The sequence below is a fragment of the Agreia pratensis genome (assembly GCF_900177685.1).
In the GTDB taxonomy this organism is placed as follows: Bacteria; Actinomycetota; Actinomycetes; order Actinomycetales; family Microbacteriaceae; genus Agreia; species Agreia pratensis.
On sequence record NZ_FXAY01000008.1, the window covers coordinates 64129 to 83162 of the forward strand.

Consider the following 19034-nt stretch of genomic DNA (forward strand, 5'->3'; position numbering starts at 1 on the left):
AGATACAGCGCACGATGGACACATGAGAGCACTCACCTGGCAAGGAAAACGTCATGTACACGTCGAGACCGTGCCGGACCCGGTCATCGTGGCCCCGACCGACGCGATCGTACGCATCACATCGACAGCGATCTGCGGATCCGATCTGCACCTCTACGAACTGTTCGGGCCATTCCTCGATCGCGGCGACATACTCGGGCACGAGCCAATGGGCATCGTCGAGGAGATCGGTTCCGACGTGCGCAACCTCGCAGTGGGAGACCGCGTCGTCGTGACCTTCAACATCGCGTGCGGCCACTGCTACATGTGCCGTCGCGGTCTGCAGTCGCAGTGCGAGACGACGCAGGTCACGGAGCAGGGCTCCGGCGCGTCGTTGTTCGGCTACACGAAGCTCTACGGGCAGGTTCCGGGAGGTCAGGCGGAGTTGCTGCGCGTACCCCTGGCCGACTACAACGCTGTGAAGGTCTCGGCAGACGGTCCCGACGATCGCTATCTGTTCCTGAGCGACATCCTGCCGACTGCGTGGCAGGGCGTGAAGTACGCGAATGTGCCGGATGGCGGAACCCTCGGCGTGCTCGGATTGGGCCCTGTCGGTCAATTCGTCGCACGAGTCGGCGCGCATCTCGGCTACCGGGTACTCGCCGTCGATCCCGTTGCCGAGAGGCGAGAGCTGGCGGCCCGTTATGGCGCAGAAGTGTGGGACCTCGACGACGACATCGTCGAGGTGCTTCGCGATCAGACGGACGGTCGCGGGCCGGACTCCGTGGTCGATGCTGTCGGTATGGAGGCGCACGGCTCCCCCGGTGCGGGATTCGCACAGGCTGTCGTCGGCATCCTGCCTGACGCACTGGCGCGACCGGCGATGGACAAGGCCGGCGTCGATCGACTTGCCGCCATGCACACGGCACTCGATGTCGTGCGTCGAGGCGGAACAGTATCGCTGAGCGGCGTCTACGGCGGCGAGGCCGATGTGTTGCCGATGAAGTCGATGTTCGACAAGCAGGTCTCGCTGCGAATGGGACAGTGCAATGTGCGCAGCTGGATCGACGAGCTGCTTCCCCTCGTCGAGGACTCTCGTGATCCACTCGGGGTTCTCGATCTGACCACCCACCGCGTCTCGCTCGAAGAGGCGCCGGCCATGTACGAGGTGTTCCAAAAGAAAGAGGACGGCTGCATCAAGGTCGTGCTGACGCCCTGATCGGAAGTGGGCCGTGCGGCTGCGACGAGGAGACGCGACGCCGGGACGGACTCCACTCGCCCTGCAGCCTGAGCCTCAATCGGCCTCGGGCGGGCGAATCACGTCGATGCGACCGGTGAAGAGGCTTGCTCTGTCTTCGGCCTCGGGGTCGCCTGAGAACAGTCCGCCCGTCCCGGGATTCGGCTCGGGTTCCAGAGATGGTCGGCGCATATCCGACTCCGCCGTATCTTGCACCCGCACGCGCGGAAGCGATACCGGGCTCTGCTCGTGGAGCCAGGTCACCAGTTCCTCTCGCACGAAGCACCGCAGGTCGAAGAGCGTGGGGGCATCGACGGCGCTGACCAGAATGCGGATTCGCACGTAGCCGCCGATCGCATCCGTGACCTGAAGCACTTTCACCCGCTCATCCCACAGCGGGGTGCGCGACAGGATGCGGTCGAGCTCATCTCTCATATGCTGCGGCGTGACTCGCCAGTCGAGATCGAATTCCACCGAGCCGAGCAACTCGGAGTTCCGTCGCGTCCAGTTCTGATAAGGCTTCGACGTGAAATACGTCGAGGGAAGGATCATGCGACGGTCGTCCCAGATGTGCACCACCACGTAGGTGAGGGTGATCTCCTCGACACGGCCCCACTCCCCCTCGACGATCACCACATCATCCACGCGGATCGCGTCACTGAAAGCGAGTTGCATTCCCGAGAAGACGTTCGAGAGGCTCGACTGCACCGCGAGGCCCGCAATGATCGAGAGCAGTCCGGCGGACGCAAGGAGGCTGGCCCCGAAGGTCTGGGCACCGGGAAACGACAGCAGGACGGCCCCGAGGGCTACCACCACCACGATCACGATACTGAGCCGCTTGAGAATGAGGACCTGAGTGCGAACGCGGCGAGCCACACGGTTGTCCGGAGTGTCGATGCGATAGCGCGCCAGACCGAGATTCTCGAGAAAGACGATGATGGCCCCCACAAGCCAGGCGATGGTGACGATGGCGAGAATCCTCATCACGAGGCTCATGGCGGAGGCGAGCTGCGGATCGGTCACGGTGATGCTCAGAGACACCCAGACGAAGCTCACGACGAGGGCCGCCCGGAAGGGTCTCCGCGCCGTGTCGACCAGCTGACCTGCCCACGGTCGGTGCCGGGCGGTGACTCGAAACACGATCGCGACGATGATGACGACGACGATCGCTGCGGCGATGGCGATGAGCGCCCCGAGGATGCTCCGCACGAGCTCGGATTGAAGGATGTCGGTGAGCATTCGCGTTCCCCTGTCGATGATGCGGCGGTCGGTGATGCAGCGGAGCTGTGTGGTGAGCGGGCTGAACGACCCTCTCCATGCTCGCAAGCAGGGGCATGCACGCCAAATCCTCCGTGCTGCGTCCGATCGTTAGTCTTGAATCCTCCCTCCTGTCCGGTGCCCGCGAAAGGCCATGCTCCATCGTGTTCGATCTGCTCGACTTCTTTCAGATGACAGCCTTCTCAGTGCTCGGCGAGAGCGTGACCGTCATCGAGGTGATCGGATTCGTCACGGGGGCGCTCTGCGTGTGGGCCGTGACGCGCCAGTTCGTGTGGAACTGGCCGGTCGGCATCGCGAACAATGTCGCGTTCGTGGTTCTCTTCGTTGGGGCGGGCCTCTACGCGGATGCGGCGTTGCAAGTGATCTTCGCTGCGATCGCCGTGTACGGATGGTTCCTCTGGACCCGCCGCACGTCGGCCGCCTCCCCGTCGGTCACCGCGGTGCGTCGTGCCACGCGTCGCGAAATGGTCTGGGGAGCAGGGGCGACGGTAGTGCTCACGGCGGCCGCAGCGGTGATGCTCGGCGCAGCGACGGATTCGAGCGTGCCCCTGCCCGACGCATTCGTTCTGTCGGCCTCGCTTCTCGCCACGTGGGGGCAAGCACGCAAGATCATCGAGCAATGGTGGGTATGGATCGTCGTCGATGTGGTGTCGATTCCCCTCTACGTCTCGAAGGGGCTCTGGCTCACGGCGATTCTGTACACCGGCTTCCTCGCACTCTGCGTCGACGGTCTCCGTCGATGGAGGATCGAGCTTCGACGCACGACGGCGACCTCCCACTCGAGCGATGTCCACGATCGTCGGGTCCGGACCCCATGACGACGCGTACGGGACTGATCATCGGAAAGTTCTATCCCCCACACCTCGGGCACATCTCCCTGATCGAGCGAGCATCTCGAGAATCCGACCGTCTTGTGGTGCTGGTGATGGCGACGCAGATCGAAACGGTTCCACTCGAGCAGCGCGTGGCATGGGTGACGGCGGCCACCGCCCAACTCAGGTCTGTGACCGTGCTCGGAGTTCTCGACGACGCACCCGTGCACTACGAGAGCGAGATCGCCTGGGTCGCCCACCTCGAAGTCACCGAGGCAGCCCTCCGGAACGCGGGAATCGATGCTGTCGACGTTGTCTTCAGTTCTGAAGACTACGGACGAGAACTGGCGACACGGTTGGGCGCTGCGCACGTGCTCGATGACCCCGAGCGCCGACGAATTGCCATGAGCGGAACCGCTGCAAGAGAGAATCTGGCCGAACGATGGGCGCAGCTCGTCGAGCCCGCGCGCCTCGACCTCGCAACGCGGATCATCGTGATCGGCGCAGAGTCGACCGGCACGACGACGCTTGCCGTGGCACTGCGAAACCACTACCGGGCTCAGCCAGGTTTCGAGGCGATCACGGAGGTCGACGAGTACGGCCGACGATTCACCTATGAGTTGCACGAACGCGCCGCGGCCGACGCAGCCGCATCCGGATTACCGGGCCCGACTATCGACGATCTCGTCTGGCTGCCAGAGCACTTCGCGCATATCGCCCGTGAACAGACGCGCATGGAGCAGGCCGCAGCCCTCGACTGCGCGCTGGTGATCGCCGACACGGATGCTTTCGCAACCTCACTGTGGGAACGGCGATACGTCGGAGCTCATAGTACGGAAGCGCTCCGTGCGGCGACGACGGAGTTGCCACGCCGCGATCTCTACCTGATCACCGACCACGTCGGCGTGCCGTTCGATCAGGACGGCTGGCGCGATGGCGAGCACATACGCCCAGAGATGACCCGGTGGATCGTCGACGGTCTGACCGCCCGAGGCCTGCCCTGGGTGCTGCTGAGAGGATCGCATCGGACTCGTTTGGATTATTCGGTCGAGGTGATCGACGCACTGTTCGCGCGCAACTCGACGTTCGTCTCGCCCTCATGGGCCGATGTGACGCGCCTATCCGGTGGCGAAGGGCCCTGATTCGCCGTTCACAGACTTTCTCCAGCCTGCCCGTGACAAGTTGTAGCTACAACCGAAAAATCCGACCGAATCGAGAGACGTGAACCCGCCGCCCGAAGACGCCCGAGAATCACACCGCCCCCAGAAGCTGACGGTGAAGCAGCAGCGGGCCGCGGATCGAGAGGTGAAACTGGCGGCATTTCGTCGGACTCAGGCCAGGCAGAAGCGCAATCGTCTGATAGCCATCGTCACCGGATCGGTCGCAGCTGTCGCCATTGTCGGCCTGCTCATCGGATTCGTCGTCACTTCGGCCACGCCCAAGCCCGATCCGTCGAGTATCGCCATCGACGGGCTCGAGACATACCCGGGGCTCACCGCCAATCACGTCACTACCCCCGTCGACTACCCGCAGAACCCGCCCGTGGGCGGCGATCATGCCGCCGTCTGGCTGAACTGCGGTGTCTACTCGCAGCCTGTACCCAACGAAAACGCCGTGCACGCGCTCGAGCATGGAGCCGTCTGGGTCGCTTACGACCCCGCGAAACTCGACGCCGCCGGAGTCGATGCACTTCGATCCAAGCTCCCCGACTCCTACATCGTGGTCTCCCCCGTCTCCGGACTCGACTCACCGATCGTCGCCAGCGCCTGGGGAGCCCAGGTCGCCCTCGACAGTCCCGGAGACGTGCGTCTCGGATCATTCCTCGACAGGTTCTGGCGCTCCAACGATGCGCCAGAACCCGGAGCCGCCTGCACGGGTGGCATCGACGCACCGGGCCGCGTGGCGTGACCGGGGTGGAGCCGGCTCAGGCGGGAAGTCGCTGGCGGCTCGTCACGGCCGGTGTCATCGCAGCAGCGCTCGTTCTCACGGTCGGTCTGGCCGGGGGTTGGATGCTCGCGGCCCGGGGTGCCGACCCGACCTCGACGAGCGCCGAGGCGGGATTTGCCCGCGATATGCAGACACATCACGACCAGGCCGTCGAGATGGCCCTCATCGTTCGAGATCGTACAGACGACCCCGACATCCGCAGTCTGGCCTACGACATCGCCACGAGCCAGGCACAGCAGTCCGGCCAGATGTACGCGTGGCTCAACGACTGGGGAGTTCCCCAGGCGCGTCCGGGCACCGTCATGGAGTGGATGTCCACTCCGACGCTCGGTGGCGACGCCGACGGCGGACACGATCACGGCGCGGGGACCACGACGAGCAGCTCGCCTGCCCTCGCCGGCGCCATGCCGGGGATGGCCAGCGAAGCAGACCTGGAGCGCTTGCGCAACGCCAGTGGATCAGACGCAGAGACGCAGTTTCTGACGCTGATGATCGCGCACCACAAGGGCGGTGTCGACATGGCCGAGGCGATCCTCGATCGCAGCACTCATCCTCTCGTCACGACATTGGCTCGAGCCATCGTTTTCGCTCAGTCGGGCGAGATCGAGTACATGGAGAGTCTCCTCGCTCAGCGGGCGATGTGATCACCGCGTCGAGCATGCTCTACGAATCGGTGGTTCGCTGAGCCCATGCATCGGCGATCTCGCCGAGATGGCGGGATGCCTCGCTCAGCACGTCGGGGCGCGCCGAGTAGCGCAATTCACGACCGACCCGTTTCGACGACACCAGTCCGGCTGTGCCGAGGGCTGCGAGGTGCTTTGCGATCGCCTGTCTACTGACCGGCAGCGATTCGGCAAGGGCCGACGCCGAAAGCTCGGCACCCGCGATCCTGCCGAGAATCTGCCATCTCGTCGCCTCGCCGAGGGCAGAACACACCTGCCTCAGGTGTTCGAGATCGTGAGCCACAGAAATACTCCTTCGACGAGACCGGCAGCGGGCGTGGCCAGTCTAGGGCAACCTCACGGTTGCTGTGAGGAGGATCAGTACCAGTTGACCGACTGCGAGTGCGACCAGGCCGCGCACGGAGTTCCGTAGCCGCGTTTGATGTAGTCCAGTCCCCAGGTCACCTGTGTCGTGGCGTTCGTCTCCCAATCAGAGCCGGCCGACGCCATCTTGCTCCCGGGAAGAGCTTGAGGGATCCCCGCCGCTCCGCTCGACGAGTTCTGGGCCTGGTAGTTCCATCCCGATTCCTTCGTCCAGAGCGAGACCAGGCACGAGAACTCATCGTCGCCCCACCCGTACTTCGACGCGGCGAGAGACTGAGCGGTGGCCTTCGCGCCCGCGACCGTATTTCCGGCCGCAAGCGCTTCCGCGGCGGCGGCCTCCGCGGCAGCAGCGGCATCTGCTGCCGCCTGGTCTGCCTGGCTGGCCGCAGCCTGAACATTCGCCTTCGCCTCAGTTGCCTTCTTCATCAACGACAGCACCGTGTCTCTGTCGAGCTTCTGATACGAAGCCAGCGACGCCACCGTCGTGGACAGCGGCGTGGTGTCGACCTTGTTCTGCACTGCCGCGATCACCTGGTTCGCGTCGTCGATGGTCGCCTTCGCCTTCTGGTCGGTCTGCGCCTTGGCAATGGTGGCGTAGACACCCAGCTGCTCATGCTGCAGACCGGTGCCGCTCGACAACTGCGCGGTCGCTGCCGCACGTTCGGCCGAGGCGGCGTTCGACTGAACAATGAAACCGGTGCCCACGAGCGAACCAGCGACGGCCACCACTGCTGTCGCGGCGAGGTATCGCTTTCGGGTGGTCTGTCGGCGGGTGTTGGCCAGCTCACGTCGGGTGGAGGCGGGTCGGGTCGAGTCGTTGTGTGGAGCCTGGTGCATGTCGTCCAATGGATCTTCGACCGGCACGCCGAAAGCAAGCGCGCTCGTGGCAGATGCTCGCATCCCCCGTGGTTCTCTGTCTGTCCGGAGGGGACGAGGCCGTCATCGCAACCGGGTAAGCGGGGCGCGGCCTCGTGGCGTGACGAATCTTTGTCGGGTGCGCCCTCGGCCTTGTCGGCACGCGGGCGAAGCCGACAGTATGCGAAGCCGCCCTGAGATTTCACGGTTAAACCCCTGTGCGCTCCGTGCACGAGTTGGTGGACCTGGCCTGTTGCCGGAGCCGGCGGCATGGCATTGTGAGTGTGCAGAAGAAGGAGATCATCGATGTCACAGAACGAATCCGCGGCGCGTCCCGGCGCCGACGAGGAGTATCCCGACGCGGCCGGCTATCCGGACGGCACGGGCACCCTCGACGAAGGCACATCAGCCTCCACATCCGCAGATCGGGTCGAGGACGCCGAAGGAGTCGAGCTCGAGCAGTTCTCGATGACCGATGAGGAAGACCTCGAAAACTAGCTCATCAGCATGGCGAATTCACACGTCCTTGTACCCGTTCCGATGCTCGCGAAGGCTGTCGCCGCTCTTCCCGATGCGCACAGTGTGGCGGGCGGACTCGGCTTCGAACCCAAATGGGATGGCTTTCGCGGAATCGTCTCGTACGACGGCGAGTCCGTCGAGATCACCAGCCGCGGAGCGAAACCTCTCACCCGGTATTTTCCCGAACTCGTCGAGGCCTTCCTATCTCAACTGGGAGAGCCATGCGTCATCGACGGTGAGATCGTGGTGCGACAGGGATCACCCGGCCAGGAACGACTCGACTGGGACGCGCTGTCGCAACGCATCCACCCGGCCGCCAGTCGCATCCAGAGCCTGTCGCACGAGACACCCGCGGACTTCATCGCATTCGATCTGATCGACCGCGGCGGAGCGTCGTTGATGCCGAAGCCGTTCATCGAGCGACGCAGGTCGCTCGAGGAGCTGCTCGACAACGCCGCCCCACCGATTCATCTCAGCCAGCTCACTCAGGACGTCGACCTCGCGCGACGCTGGCTCGTCGAATTCGAGGGTGCCGGGCTCGATGGTGTCATCGCCAAGCCCCTGGCGTCCTCGTATGCCCCGGGCAAGCGCGTGATGCTCAAGGTGAAGCATCACCGCACCGCCGACGTGATCGTGATCGGCTATCGCGTGCACGCCAGCGGCGAGGGTGTGGGGTCTCTGCTCCTTGGGCTGTACGACGATGGAGAACTCCGGAGCGTAGGCGGCGCAGCCGCGTTTACCGCGTCGCGACGCCTCGAGCTCGTGGCCGAGCTCGACCACGCTGTGATGCGCACTGCCGACGGTACCGTCGTCACGGGTGAGGGCGAACGCAGCCGCTTCTCGTCGGGCAAGGGTGTGTCGTATGTGCGGTTGGAGCCCACGCTTGTCGCCGAGGTGCGCTACGACCAGATGGAAGGCCCGAGGTTCCGCCATAGCGTGCAGTTCGAGCGCTGGCGGCCCGATCGGAACGCCAGCTCGTGCACGTTCGACCAGCTCGAGACTCCCGTGGCCTACGACCTCGGAGATGTGCTCGCGTAGCGGCGACGGCGGAGCGTGAAGGTGAAGACCCGTCAGGGCTGCTTCTTGGCCCGGCTAGGCTGCACCCGCGGGGGCTCCCCCGGCATCTTGGGGTAGTCGGGAGGAAAGGGCAGCTCACCCAGGCCGTTCTCGGCGTCGCGCGCCCACCACTCGAGAAGCAGATCGATCGATCCCGGCGACGCGTGCATCGTCCTCCACGGATCTCCTATGGCCGACAGCCTCTCCGGCACCGTCAGAATCGTGAAGGCCGACGGATCCGCGCCATCGAGCTCGCCCCACTCGATCGGGCACGAGACGGGAGCGTGGCCGAGCGCTCGCGGACTGTAGGCACCGGCCATCGTGCGATCGCGGTTGGCTTGGTTGTAGTCGACGAAGATACGCTCACCGCGCTCCTCTTTCCACCAGTTCGTGGTGACCTCGCGCGGCATCCGACGTTCGAGTTCGCGAGCCGCAGCGATCACCGCGTGTCTGACGTCGAGAAACTCGTGATCGGGTCGGATGGGCGCGAAGACGTGCAGCCCGCGATTTCCCGAGGTCTTGATGAAGGCATCCAGACCCGCCTCGGCGAGCACAGCCCGAAGCTCGTGCGCCACGGGTTTCGCATCGTCGAAGTCGGTGCCCGGCTGCGGGTCGAGATCGATGCGAAGCTGGTCGGGGAAGTCGCTCGACGAGGCGCGCGAGGCCCAGGGGTGGAACACGATGGTATTCATCTGTGCCGCCCAGACTGCGGCTGCCGGCTCGTCGAGCACCAGTTGCGGGTGCTTTCGTCCGCTCGGGTAGACCACCATCTCGCTGCGCACATAGTCGGGCGCACCCTTCGGCGGATTCTTCGAGAAGAACTGCTCACCCTCGATGCCCCCGGAGAATCGCTGCAGCGACACCGGCCGATCGCCGTTCGCGGTGATGAACGGCTCACCTACGGCGACGAGATAGTGTGCGAGATCGAGCTTCGTGATGCCCGGCTCAGGCCAGAGCACACGAGACGGGCTCGATAGACGAACCTCGCGGTCGCCGTGGGGGCCGGGAACACTGATGCTTGCCGCTTCGCTCGCCATAGGGGGAAGGCTACTCGCGCGAAAGAGGCGGCGTCACCCTCGTGACGTCGCCCCTCTCATCGTGCTGTGTGCTACTCGGCTGTCAGCGAGTCGACGTACTCGCGGTTCTCGGAGATCCACTTCTCGACGACAGGTTCGAAGTCCTGGCCCTTGTAGTCGACGAACATGGCCTTTTCGAGCGAGTACAGCTGCTCGAGGTCCATCTTGTAGTTGCCGATCCACTTCGCGGCCTGCGGGAACTCCTTCGCGAAGTCCGTCTTGGCGAACGCGTGCAGGCTCTCGACCGAGTCGAGGGTGCCTTCGGGGTCTTCGAGGGTCTTGATCGGCAGATCGGAGTATGCCCAGTGCGGCTCCCACAGGGTGACGACGATGTTCTCGCCCTTGTCTGTCGCACCCTTGAGCTCGGTCAGCATCGCCGCCGTCGAACTCGTCACGTAGTCCATGTCCTCGAGACCGTAGGTGGGAATGACCCGCTCGGTCGTCGCCTTCGTGAGGCCGGCGCCAGGTTCGATCCCGACGATGCGGTTGTCGAATTTGTCGGCATTGTCGGCGAGCTCTGCGAGCGAGTCGATGGGAGCGTCCTTATTGACCGCGATGGTCAGCTTCGACTCGTTGTTCCAGGCGCCGATGTCGACGATGTCGTCGCCGTACTCGTCGAGGTACGACGCGTGCGTGTCGGGCAGCCAGACGTCGAGGGTGAGGTCGTAGTCGCCGGTCGACAGACCGGAGAACACCGGTGCCACGTCGGCGTATTCGAGTTCGACGTCGTAGCCCTTCTCGTCGAGGATCGCCTTCCAGAGTTCTGATGCGGCGATGCCCTCGTCCCAACCGTTGAATACGGCGAGGCTGAGCTCCTTCTTGTCGTCGTTGCCGTCTCCTACCGTCTCGGCCTCGACGGCCGCGCAGCCTCCGAACGCGAGGACCCCGGCGGTCGAGAGGGCGAGCAGAGACATGATGCGAGTGCTGTTCTTCATGGGTATTCCTGTTCTGGGCGACCGGATGGGCCACCCGTCGATAGAGAAAAAGATGTCAGAGCCGCCGCCGGTCAGACGAGGGCCGGCTCTGCCCGCTCCGGCGCCGGCTCCGCGGCGCTCTCCGGGGCCGACGATGCGGCCGACGCGCGACGTCGTGCGGCACGTGCCCCCAGCATCCGGCCGAAAACGGTGTCGCCGTCGCCCAGAGCGGCGGTCAGTCGATCGAGGAAGATCGCGAGGATGACCACGGAGAGGCCTGCCTCGAAGCCGAGTGCGACGTCGATGCGGTTGAGGCTCAGCACCACCTGGGCACCGAGGCCTCCGGCGCCGACCATTCCGGCGATGACGACCATCGAGAGCGAGAGCATGATCACCTGGTTGACACCGGCCATGATCGTGGGGCGGGCGAGTGGCAGTTGGATCTGCCGGAGGATGCGCCACCGCGAGGCGCCGAAGGCCTGGCCGGCCTCGACGATCTCCTTGTCGACGCCGCGGATGCCCAGCTCGGTCAGCCTGACGCCCGGGGCGAGAGCAAAGATGACCGTCGCCACGATTCCCGGAACGACGCCGACGCGGAAGAGGATGAGCGCCGGAATCAGGTAGACGAAGGCGGGCATCGTCTGCATGAAGTCGAGAATCGGTCGGATGATCCGAGACGCGATGGACGAGGTGGCCGCCCAGATACCCAGAGGGATGCTCACGACGATCGCGAGCACGCTTGCCACGAGAACGAGCGCGAGCGTATCCATCGCGTTCTCCCACTGATCGACGCTCACGATCACGAAGAGGCCTACGGCGGTGCCGAGCGCGAACTTCCAGCCTCGGGCGAGGTACCCGAGAACAGCGGCGATCACGATCACGATCCAGAAAGGCGGCGACGCGAGCAACAGGTCGACGACGTCGTACGCGGCGAGGAAGATGGCGCGAATGACGTCGAAGACGCCACCGAACGTGTCGGTGACGAACGAGATGAACCCGGCGACCCAGGTTCCTAAGTCGAGGCGGAAGTCGGTCATCGCGCTACTCCTTCCGTCGTCGACTCGCGAAGAGTCTCGGCGATGACCTCGAGAGTGAGGGTCGTCGGCGGAAGCTGCACCGGCAGATCTCCCGTGTTGGTCGATACGTTGCCGAGTGCGGCAAGCAGGGTGACACGGGGAATGACGCCGACCAGTCGTCCGTCATCGCCGACAACAGCGATCGGGAGGTCGCTGCCCACCGATGGTTCGACCAGATCGACGAGATGCGCGTCGGTGGGAACGACGGTGGCCTCATGACGAAGGATCGCCTCGAGGTCGTTCTGATTGGACTTGACCTGACGAAGCACATCGCGATCGCGTACGACGCCGGCGAGGCTGCGGTCGCGTCGGGTGACGAAGACCGCTGATGTCTGGAGGTCGCGCATGATCCGCAGGGCCGCGCGTGGTCCGGCAGACAACGGGATGACGGCCTTCGCCTGTTCCATCACGCTCGAGGCGGTGAGCACGCGTGCTCGGTCGACATCCTGCACGAACTGCGCGACGTAGTCGTTCGCGGGGTCGGTGAGGATCTCCTCCGGAGTGCCGATCTGCACGATTCGCCCGTCGCGCATGACGGCGATCCTGTCGCCCAGGAACATGGCCTCATTGAGATCGTGGGTGATGAACACGATGGTCTTGCCGAGCTTCTGCTGCAACTCGATGAGCTGCTCCTGCATCTCGCGTCGGATCAGGGGGTCGAGGGCCGAGAAGGCTTCGTCCATCAGAAGGACGTCGGTGTCGGCGGCCAGCGCGCGGGCGAGGCCGACGCGCTGCTGCATTCCTCCCGAGAGCTCTCCGGGCAGGGAGTCGGCCCATCCATCGAGGCCGACGGTCATGACCATGTCGCGAGCCCGCTGTGTGCGCTCTGCTTTGGACACGCCCTGGATCTCGAGTCCGTAGGCGATGTTGTCGACGACGGAGCGATGCGGAAGCAACGCGAAATGCTGGAACACCATCGAGACCTTCTGGCGACGAACCTCGCGCAGTTTGGCTTTGGGTACGCCGGTTATCGGAGACCCGCCGATGGTCACGCTGCCGCTAGTGGCGTCGAGCAATCCATTGAGCATACGGATGAGCGTCGACTTGCCTGAGCCTGAGAGGCCCATGACCACGAAGATCTCGCCGGGCTGTACGTCGAAGGACGCGTCGATGACGGCGGCCGTTCCGAGCGATGACAGCTCCGCTCTGGTGCTGCCGGCTTTCAACTTGTCGACGATGTCGGTTGATCGGCGACCGAATGCCTTGTAGAGGTGTTCGGCCTTCAATGCCGGGGTTGTCAATGTCACGTGAGGAATCTCCATCACGACCGGCGGCGCTCTCGACTGTTAAAGGCGGTCGCCAGACGTGTTCCGTACTCGCAGACGGGTTGCCGTGATCGCTCTCGACGCATCGCTCTGCGCGGGCGGAAGCCATCATGAGATCGCTTCGTCACGGTTTACCGTACGAACCCGCGGCAATGAGGCCTGCGGGTGCGCGTCTTGGGGGTGATTGGCCAATGGACCGGGCACAACCGTAACAGCTATTGAAGGCGGAGTGGAGCAAATGTCACCCTCGAACGGGGGTAATCCGAGCGATATGACACGAAGGATGCGGCACGATCCGCTAGATGGCGGCGATCACAGACGATGCCGATTCGTTACCTTCGAGTAACGTGAGGTCAATGGACACCTACCCCGAAAATCCGCGCACGAACGTGCTTTCCATCGTCACCCTCGTGACGAGCATCCTCGGCTTCGCCATTGTGCCGGTCGTTCTCGGGCACATCTCCCTCAGGCAGATCAGCCGTACACGGGAGCAGGGTCGTGTCATGGCGATCATCGGGCTCGTCATCGGATACCTGACCCTGCTCGGATATCTCATCGCGATCACGGTGACCATTGCCATCTTCGTCAGTCGCGGAATGTTAGGCGGCTGAGCACCGTTGTCCTCACAGGATGGCTAGCTCCGAGCGCCATCCGAGCACTCGAAACGAAAGCCGTCTGACCATGTCGATTCCGCTGTCCATTCTCGATCTCGCCCCCATCGCGCCCGGCCAGACCGCACGCGAGAGCTTCGAGGGCAGTGTCGCCCTCGCCCAAGCCGCCGAACGGTCCGGATATCGTCGGGTCTGGTACGCCGAACACCACAACATGGCCAGCATCGCGTCGTCAGCGACGAGTGTTCTCATCGGTTACGTCGCGGCGCACACGTCCTCGATCAGACTCGGGTCCGGAGGCGTGATGCTTCCGAACCACTCCCCCTTGACGATCGCGGAGCAGTTCGGCACCCTCGAGACCCTCTTCCCGGGGCGCATCGACCTCGGCCTGGGGCGCGCGCCTGGAAGCGACCAGAACACGATGCGCGCACTCCGCCGCGACCCCATGTCGGCGGATTCCTTTCCGCAAGACGTCGTGGAGCTCCAGGGTTTTCTGAGTGGCGAGTCGCGCATTCCCGGCGTGGAGGCCGTGCCCCGTGCCCGCGGCATCGTGCCGCTCTACATACTCGGTTCGTCCCTCTTCGGAGCGCAGCTCGCGGCACAACTCGGGCTGCCATACGCGTTCGCGTCGCACTTCGCGCCGGATGCGCTGCACGAGGCCGTCGCGGCATATCGTGGCGGATTCCGGCCTTCGGAGCAGCTCGCCACACCGCACGTGATCGCCGGAGTCAATGTCGTGGCATCCGATGATCACGACGATGCGGTCGAACAGGCGGCCACCACACGGCGCACCCGCGTGCGCGGAATGATCTCGCGCGGCCCCGCGACTCCCGATTACAGCGACGCGCAGATCGACGAGTTCCTCACAACGCCGAACGGCCGCCAGCTCGCGTCGATGATGACCTACTCTGCCGTGGGCACCCCCTCCGAGGTACGCGACTATCTCGAGGACTTCGCCAACCATGCGCAGGCCGACGAGCTGATCATCGCCCACCAGTCCCCCGACCTGACCGGACGACTTCGCTCGGTCGAACTCACGGCCGATGCGATGAACGGTGTGTCCGTCTAGCGGCCGCGCCGACGGTCACCAGGTACCGGCGGGAGATTCGATCACCGGCACGGGAGTGTACGACCAGTGGCTGCCGTTCGCATAGTGACTCGTCGCCCAGGGCGACGCCCAGATCGCCTGCTCGATCTGGGCAGTGGGAGCCGATGACGAGAACCCTGCCACGATCGCGGAATAGCCCGGGTTGCTGCGGAGGGCCTCGGCGGCGTTCTCAGCGGCGATCACGAGATTGTCATAACTGCCCAGACCGCTGTTGCCGCCGGATCCCCAGCCGTTATTGAGCGGATTGTTGCGGTTCCACCAGTCGTCAGGGCCATTCTCCTGTCGCATCCACCGCATCATGACCGTGATGTTGTCGTCTGTGCGCGGAAAATCGCCGAGCAGCAGCACGAGCTCTGCCCAATCCCGATTCGTGCGTCCTTGTGCCAGGCCCTGGACTCCGGGAACGGCCGCGACCGAATCTCGTGTGATCGACGATTGAGCGAACCCGGCAGGAAGGTCGAACACCTGCTCCGACGCTGTCGATCCGGACGCGGAGCTCGCGGCAAGCAACTCATCCTGGCTGGGAGGAGGGGGCGGCGCGATCGCGGTGAGGGATGCCAGCGCCAGTACGGCGGCGCCCGCGGCGACGGCCAGGATGCGACGCGTCAGTCGTGCGCGTCGGGAGGCGGGTCGGGCGACCGGCCTCAACGGGGGCTGGTGATAGCTGTTCATGGGCGGCTACGCCAACTGTACGCTCGGATCATGCAGGAGTACTTCTCGAGAGACGACGTCTTCGCCGTCTGCGCTGCCCTTCCGGCCACGCGGGACGAGAACCCCTTCGGGCCCGAGACGAGCGTCTACAAAGTCGTGGGGAAGGTGTTCGCCATCACGAACCTCGACGGCGAGCCCGTGACCGTGACGCTGAAGGCTGATCCTCCCCACGCCGAGGCGCTGGTCAGGGACCACCCGTGGATCACGCCGGGGTATCACATGAATAAGCGTCACTGGGTGACTCTGACGCTCGGTCCCGACGCCGATTCGCAGCTCGTCACCGACCTGATCGTGAACTCCTATGAACTCGTCGTGGCAGGACTGCCGCGCGACAAACGGCCGACCTGACGCTCGCGCCCACGCGTTGGGCTACCGTTGGAGGATGGCATCCTCTACAATTTCCGGCCCGACCGAGGCCGACACCGCACAGGTCGAGCAGACATTCTCTGATCTCGGGCTCGATGACGCGGTACTCAAGGCACTGAAAGACGTGGGTTATGAGACCCCGTCTGCGATCCAGGCCGCAACGATCCCCCTTCTTCTCGACGGTCGCGACGTCGTCGGACTTGCTCAGACGGGCACCGGCAAGACCGCAGCTTTCGCTCTGCCGATCCTGTCTCGTCTCGATCTGTCGCAGAAGACCCCGCAGGCTCTCGTTCTCGCCCCGACGCGTGAACTGGCCCTGCAGGTCTGCGAGGCGTTCGAAAAGTACGCCTCCCACCTGCGCGGCGTACACGTGCTTCCCGTCTACGGCGGCCAGGGCTACGGAGTGCAGCTCTCGGCTCTGCGCCGTGGCGTGCACATCGTCGTCGGCACGCCCGGTCGCATCATGGATCACCTCGAGAAGGGCACGCTCGATCTCTCGCAGTTGAAGTACCTCGTTCTCGATGAGGCCGACGAGATGCTCAAGATGGGCTTCGCCGAAGACGTCGAGACGATCCTCGCCGACACCCCTGAAGAGAAGCAGGTCGCCCTCTTCTCAGCCACGATGCCCTCGCAGATCCGACGCATCTCGGCCAAATACCTGCACGACCCCGAAGAGATCACGGTCAAGAACAAGACCACGACGTCGGTCAACACGACGCAGCGCTACCTCATCGTTTCGTATCCGCAGAAGGTCGACGCACTGACACGCATCCTCGAGACCGAGAACTTCGAGGGCATGATCGTCTTCACCCGCACCAAGAACGAGACGGAGACGCTCGCCGAGAAGCTGCGCGCGCGCGGCTACTCTGCCGCGGCCATCAACGGCGACATCGTTCAGGCCCAGCGGGAACGAACGGTGAACCAGCTCAAGTCAGGCAAACTCGACATCCTCGTGGCCACCGACGTCGCGGCCCGAGGCCTCGACGTCGAGCGCATCAGCCACGTCGTCAACTTCGACATCCCGATCGATACCGAGTCGTATGTGCACCGCATCGGACGAACGGGCCGCGCCGGGCGCACGGGCGATGCGATCAGCTTCGTCACGCCTCGAGAGCGCCGGATGCTCACGGCCATCGAGAAGGCGACCCGCCAACCGCTGACAGAGATGAAACTGCCGAGTGTCGACGATGTGAATGCCACTCGCCTCACTCGCTTCGACGACGCGATCACCGCGGCCCTCAGCCAGCCCGAGCAGATTCAGCAGTTCCGCGATATCGTCGGCCACTACGTCGAGCACCACGATGTGCCCGAGGCAGACGTCGCCGCGGCGCTCGCCGTGGTGGCACAGGGCGACACTCCCCTGCTGCTCGACCCTGAGCCTGTGCGCACTCCGCGGTTCGAACGCGATTCTCGCGACCGCCCGGAGCGCTCTGACAGGAACGATCGGTTCCGCGATGATCGTCCGGCCCGCGCCGAGCGCGGAACCCATGGAGACAAGTGGGAGCGTCCCGAACGCGGCGACCGCCCCGACCGCGCACCGAGAAGCTCCGGTGGGCCTAAGACCACCTACCGCATCGCTGTCGGCAAGCGCCAGAAAGTCGAGCCGCGCCAGATCGTCGGTGCCATCGCCAACGAGGGCGGACTCAACCGCGGCGACTTCGGAGCGATCCAGATCAGGCCCGACTTCTCGTTGGTCGAGCTGCCGTCTGATCTGCCCGGCGATGTGCTCGACCGGCTTCAGAACACGCGGATCAGCGGCAAGCTCATCGAGCTACGCCCCGATCGCGCCGGAAACTCAGCCAAGCGCGAAGACCGTCCTCGCTACGGTCGCGACTGACGGATTCCGCTCGCGCCGCCGCCCGCTGCTACTGCTTCGTCGTCTTCTCGATGCTCATCACGAGAATGACGCGATCGGCTGAATCGGGTGGCGGCGTCTGCTCCGCATTGCCGTAGCGCTTGCCCAGCACCACGTAGAACGCACCGGTTGGGTCTGGTTCGACGGCGATGAGCCTGCCGCGCACCTCGAGATACCTGAACGGGTCGTCGGGATCGATCACCGACAGGCTCATAGCGGAGTTGTGCTGGAGGTTTCTGAACTTCGCCCTCTTCGTCGTATGAGTGAACTTCACGGTGTCACCATCGCGCAGGAACCACATCGGATTCACCTGAACCGTGTCGTCGGGCCGAATCGTTCCCAGGTGCCCGTAATTCGGGTTCTCCAGCAGTTCCGCGTATCCGTCGGGGATGATCTCTGTCATGCCCTCATCCAAGCACGCACGCGTATCAGAGCGCCTGAGAATATCGGCTGCCCCAGCAGTACGCCACAGAGGATGACGAGCACCCCCACGGCCTGCCTGAGAGTGAGAAACTCACCTGCGAGAAGCGTTCCGAGCAGAACCCCGGTCACCGGGTTCAGCAGACCGATGAGTCCGACCGTTCCCGCGCCGAGATGCCGCAGGCCGGTGAACCAGGCGACAAACGCCACAGCCGTGCCGACGATCGAGATGTAGCCGTACGCGAGCCAGGTCGTCGCATCCATCGCCGGCGGCAGGCCTTCGGTGACGACGGCGACGGGCGCGAGAATCACACCGGCGGCGATGAGCTGCCATGCGGTCGATGAGAGAGCATCGACATCGGAGCTCCATTTCTTCGCGAGCACGTAGCCGAGCGAAGACATGATGAGCGCAGAGACGGATGCCGCAACGCCGAGACCATTCACGGCCTGGGTTCCGGTCAGCAGCAGCAGGGCGACCCCGAGGATGCCGATCAGCGCGGCGACGGCCTGCGCGGCTCGCGGTCTCGCGCCGAGGAGGCCCCAGGCCAGCAGCATCATGGCCACCGGGCCAGCCGCCATGACCGTCGACGCGATGCTCGTGGGCAGGAGTTGGGCGGCCACGTACACCAGAACGAAGAAGGCGCCCATGTTGAGCACGCCCAACACCACCGACTTCCACCACCACGATCCCCGCGGTCTGCGCCGCGCAAGAATCAGCAGGAGAATTCCCGCGGGAAGCGCTCGAATCAGCGCTCCATAGAACGGGTAGCCGTCAGGAAGGAATTCCCGCGTGACGAAGTAGGTCGTTCCCCAGGCGATCGGCGCAATAGCCGTGAGCAGCGCCCACGCTCCTGCCCGATGCCGGTCGTCGCCCATCGATTTAGTTTCCATGGAAGATAGTTT

The 19034-nt window shown here is 64.6% G+C and carries 21 protein-coding genes; 11 read left to right on the forward strand and 10 right to left on the reverse strand.

Annotated elements, in window-relative coordinates; all coding sequences use genetic code 11:
- The first annotated feature begins 22 nt into the window (after nucleotides 1-22).
- Nucleotides 23-1198: an alcohol dehydrogenase catalytic domain-containing protein gene (locus B9Y86_RS16900; protein WP_085488282.1), complete on the forward strand. Its 1176-nt coding sequence runs from the start codon at nucleotides 23-25 to the stop codon at nucleotides 1196-1198.
- A 75-nt stretch (nucleotides 1199-1273) separates the two neighbouring features.
- Here the strand turns inward: B9Y86_RS16900 and B9Y86_RS16905 are convergent, their stop codons facing one another.
- Nucleotides 1274-2542, reverse strand: coding sequence for a mechanosensitive ion channel family protein (locus B9Y86_RS16905; RefSeq protein ID WP_228515453.1), 1269 nt, complete (start codon nucleotides 2540-2542; stop codon nucleotides 1274-1276).
- Between the two features lie 122 nt (nucleotides 2543-2664).
- On the opposite strand from B9Y86_RS16905, the gene pnuC reads away from it, so the two are divergent.
- The 4 genes from pnuC to B9Y86_RS16925 all read left to right on the forward strand — a co-directional run bounded on the left by pnuC (nucleotide 2665) and on the right by B9Y86_RS16925 (nucleotide 5897).
- Nucleotides 2665-3312, forward strand: a complete 648-nt coding sequence (pnuC, locus tag B9Y86_RS16910) for a nicotinamide riboside transporter PnuC (protein ID WP_139824961.1) — start codon at nucleotides 2665-2667, stop codon at nucleotides 3310-3312.
- Nucleotides 3309-4448 (forward strand): AAA family ATPase, encoded by a 1140-nt coding sequence (locus tag B9Y86_RS16915; protein ID WP_085488288.1) that lies wholly within the window; start codon nucleotides 3309-3311, stop codon nucleotides 4446-4448. The genes pnuC and B9Y86_RS16915 overlap by 4 nt, the downstream gene beginning before the upstream one ends.
- A gap of 79 nt (nucleotides 4449-4527) precedes the next feature.
- Complete coding sequence (locus B9Y86_RS16920; RefSeq protein WP_085488290.1) at nucleotides 4528-5214, forward strand: thioredoxin-like domain-containing protein; 687 nt, start codon at nucleotides 4528-4530, stop codon at nucleotides 5212-5214.
- A complete protein-coding gene (locus tag B9Y86_RS16925; RefSeq protein WP_244894819.1) occupies nucleotides 5211-5897 on the forward strand; it encodes a DUF305 domain-containing protein in 687 nt (228 codons plus the stop codon). The genes B9Y86_RS16920 and B9Y86_RS16925 overlap by 4 nt, the downstream gene beginning before the upstream one ends.
- Before the next feature lie 19 nt (nucleotides 5898-5916).
- On the opposite strand, the gene B9Y86_RS16930 is transcribed toward B9Y86_RS16925, so the two are convergent.
- Both B9Y86_RS16930 and B9Y86_RS17640 read right to left on the reverse strand, forming a co-directional pair.
- The gene (locus tag B9Y86_RS16930) at nucleotides 5917-6219 is read right to left on the reverse strand and encodes an ArsR/SmtB family transcription factor (RefSeq protein ID WP_176223412.1); all 303 of its coding nucleotides are present in this window, start codon (nucleotides 6217-6219) and stop codon (nucleotides 5917-5919) included.
- Nucleotides 6220-6293: 74 nt separating this feature from the next.
- On the reverse strand, nucleotides 6294-7199 hold the full coding sequence (locus tag B9Y86_RS17640; protein WP_176223413.1) for an aggregation-promoting factor C-terminal-like domain-containing protein: 906 nt from the start codon (nucleotides 7197-7199) through the stop codon (nucleotides 6294-6296).
- Between the two features lie 261 nt (nucleotides 7200-7460).
- On the opposite strand from B9Y86_RS17640, the gene B9Y86_RS16940 reads away from it, so the two are divergent.
- Both B9Y86_RS16940 and B9Y86_RS16945 read left to right on the forward strand, forming a co-directional pair.
- Entirely contained in the window at nucleotides 7461-7652 is a 192-nt protein-coding gene (locus B9Y86_RS16940; RefSeq protein ID WP_085488292.1) for a hypothetical protein, read from the forward strand.
- A 9-nt stretch (nucleotides 7653-7661) separates the two neighbouring features.
- Nucleotides 7662-8711: an ATP-dependent DNA ligase gene (locus B9Y86_RS16945; RefSeq protein ID WP_085488294.1), complete on the forward strand. Its 1050-nt coding sequence runs from the start codon at nucleotides 7662-7664 to the stop codon at nucleotides 8709-8711.
- 32 nt (nucleotides 8712-8743) lie between these two features.
- Here the strand turns inward: B9Y86_RS16945 and ligD are convergent, their stop codons facing one another.
- The 4 genes from ligD to B9Y86_RS16965 all read right to left on the reverse strand — a co-directional run bounded on the left by ligD (nucleotide 8744) and on the right by B9Y86_RS16965 (nucleotide 13036).
- A complete protein-coding gene (ligD, locus tag B9Y86_RS16950; protein ID WP_085488296.1) occupies nucleotides 8744-9766 on the reverse strand; it encodes a non-homologous end-joining DNA ligase in 1023 nt (340 codons plus the stop codon).
- Nucleotides 9767-9837: 71 nt separating this feature from the next.
- Nucleotides 9838-10740 (reverse strand): glycine betaine ABC transporter substrate-binding protein, encoded by a 903-nt coding sequence (locus B9Y86_RS16955; protein WP_085488298.1) that lies wholly within the window; start codon nucleotides 10738-10740, stop codon nucleotides 9838-9840.
- Between the two features lie 71 nt (nucleotides 10741-10811).
- Nucleotides 10812-11756 (reverse strand): ABC transporter permease, encoded by a 945-nt coding sequence (locus tag B9Y86_RS16960; RefSeq protein WP_085488300.1) that lies wholly within the window; start codon nucleotides 11754-11756, stop codon nucleotides 10812-10814.
- The gene (locus B9Y86_RS16965; RefSeq protein ID WP_085488423.1) at nucleotides 11753-13036 is read right to left on the reverse strand and encodes a quaternary amine ABC transporter ATP-binding protein; all 1284 of its coding nucleotides are present in this window, start codon (nucleotides 13034-13036) and stop codon (nucleotides 11753-11755) included. Before B9Y86_RS16965 ends, B9Y86_RS16960 begins: the two co-directional genes overlap by 4 nt.
- A gap of 380 nt (nucleotides 13037-13416) precedes the next feature.
- Here B9Y86_RS16965 and B9Y86_RS16970 point away from each other — a divergent pair, with 380 nt between their 5' ends.
- Both B9Y86_RS16970 and B9Y86_RS16975 read left to right on the forward strand, forming a co-directional pair.
- Entirely contained in the window at nucleotides 13417-13671 is a 255-nt protein-coding gene (locus B9Y86_RS16970; RefSeq protein WP_176223414.1) for a DUF4190 domain-containing protein, read from the forward strand.
- 70 nt (nucleotides 13672-13741) lie between these two features.
- Complete coding sequence (locus B9Y86_RS16975; RefSeq protein ID WP_085488304.1) at nucleotides 13742-14740, forward strand: LLM class flavin-dependent oxidoreductase; 999 nt, start codon at nucleotides 13742-13744, stop codon at nucleotides 14738-14740.
- A gap of 15 nt (nucleotides 14741-14755) precedes the next feature.
- Here B9Y86_RS16975 and B9Y86_RS16980 read toward each other — a convergent pair whose 3' ends face one another.
- Nucleotides 14756-15451 carry a hypothetical protein gene (locus B9Y86_RS16980; protein WP_085488306.1) on the reverse strand — a complete coding sequence of 232 codons (696 nt, stop codon included), beginning with the start codon at nucleotides 15449-15451 and terminating at the stop codon, nucleotides 14756-14758.
- Nucleotides 15452-15481: 30 nt separating this feature from the next.
- Here B9Y86_RS16980 and B9Y86_RS16985 point away from each other — a divergent pair, with 30 nt between their 5' ends.
- Complete coding sequence (locus tag B9Y86_RS16985; RefSeq protein WP_085488308.1) at nucleotides 15482-15838, forward strand: MmcQ/YjbR family DNA-binding protein; 357 nt, start codon at nucleotides 15482-15484, stop codon at nucleotides 15836-15838.
- Nucleotides 15839-15872: 34 nt separating this feature from the next.
- A complete protein-coding gene (locus B9Y86_RS16990; protein ID WP_085488310.1) occupies nucleotides 15873-17693 on the forward strand; it encodes a DEAD/DEAH box helicase in 1821 nt (606 codons plus the stop codon).
- Nucleotides 17694-17721: 28 nt separating this feature from the next.
- On the opposite strand, the gene B9Y86_RS16995 is transcribed toward B9Y86_RS16990, so the two are convergent.
- Both B9Y86_RS16995 and B9Y86_RS17000 read right to left on the reverse strand, forming a co-directional pair.
- Nucleotides 17722-18114 carry a PPOX class F420-dependent oxidoreductase gene (locus B9Y86_RS16995; RefSeq protein WP_085488312.1) on the reverse strand — a complete coding sequence of 131 codons (393 nt, stop codon included), beginning with the start codon at nucleotides 18112-18114 and terminating at the stop codon, nucleotides 17722-17724.
- A complete protein-coding gene (locus B9Y86_RS17000) occupies nucleotides 18111-19022 on the reverse strand; it encodes a DMT family transporter (RefSeq protein WP_085488314.1) in 912 nt (303 codons plus the stop codon). Before B9Y86_RS17000 ends, B9Y86_RS16995 begins: the two co-directional genes overlap by 4 nt.
- Nucleotides 19023-19034 lie beyond the last annotated feature (12 nt).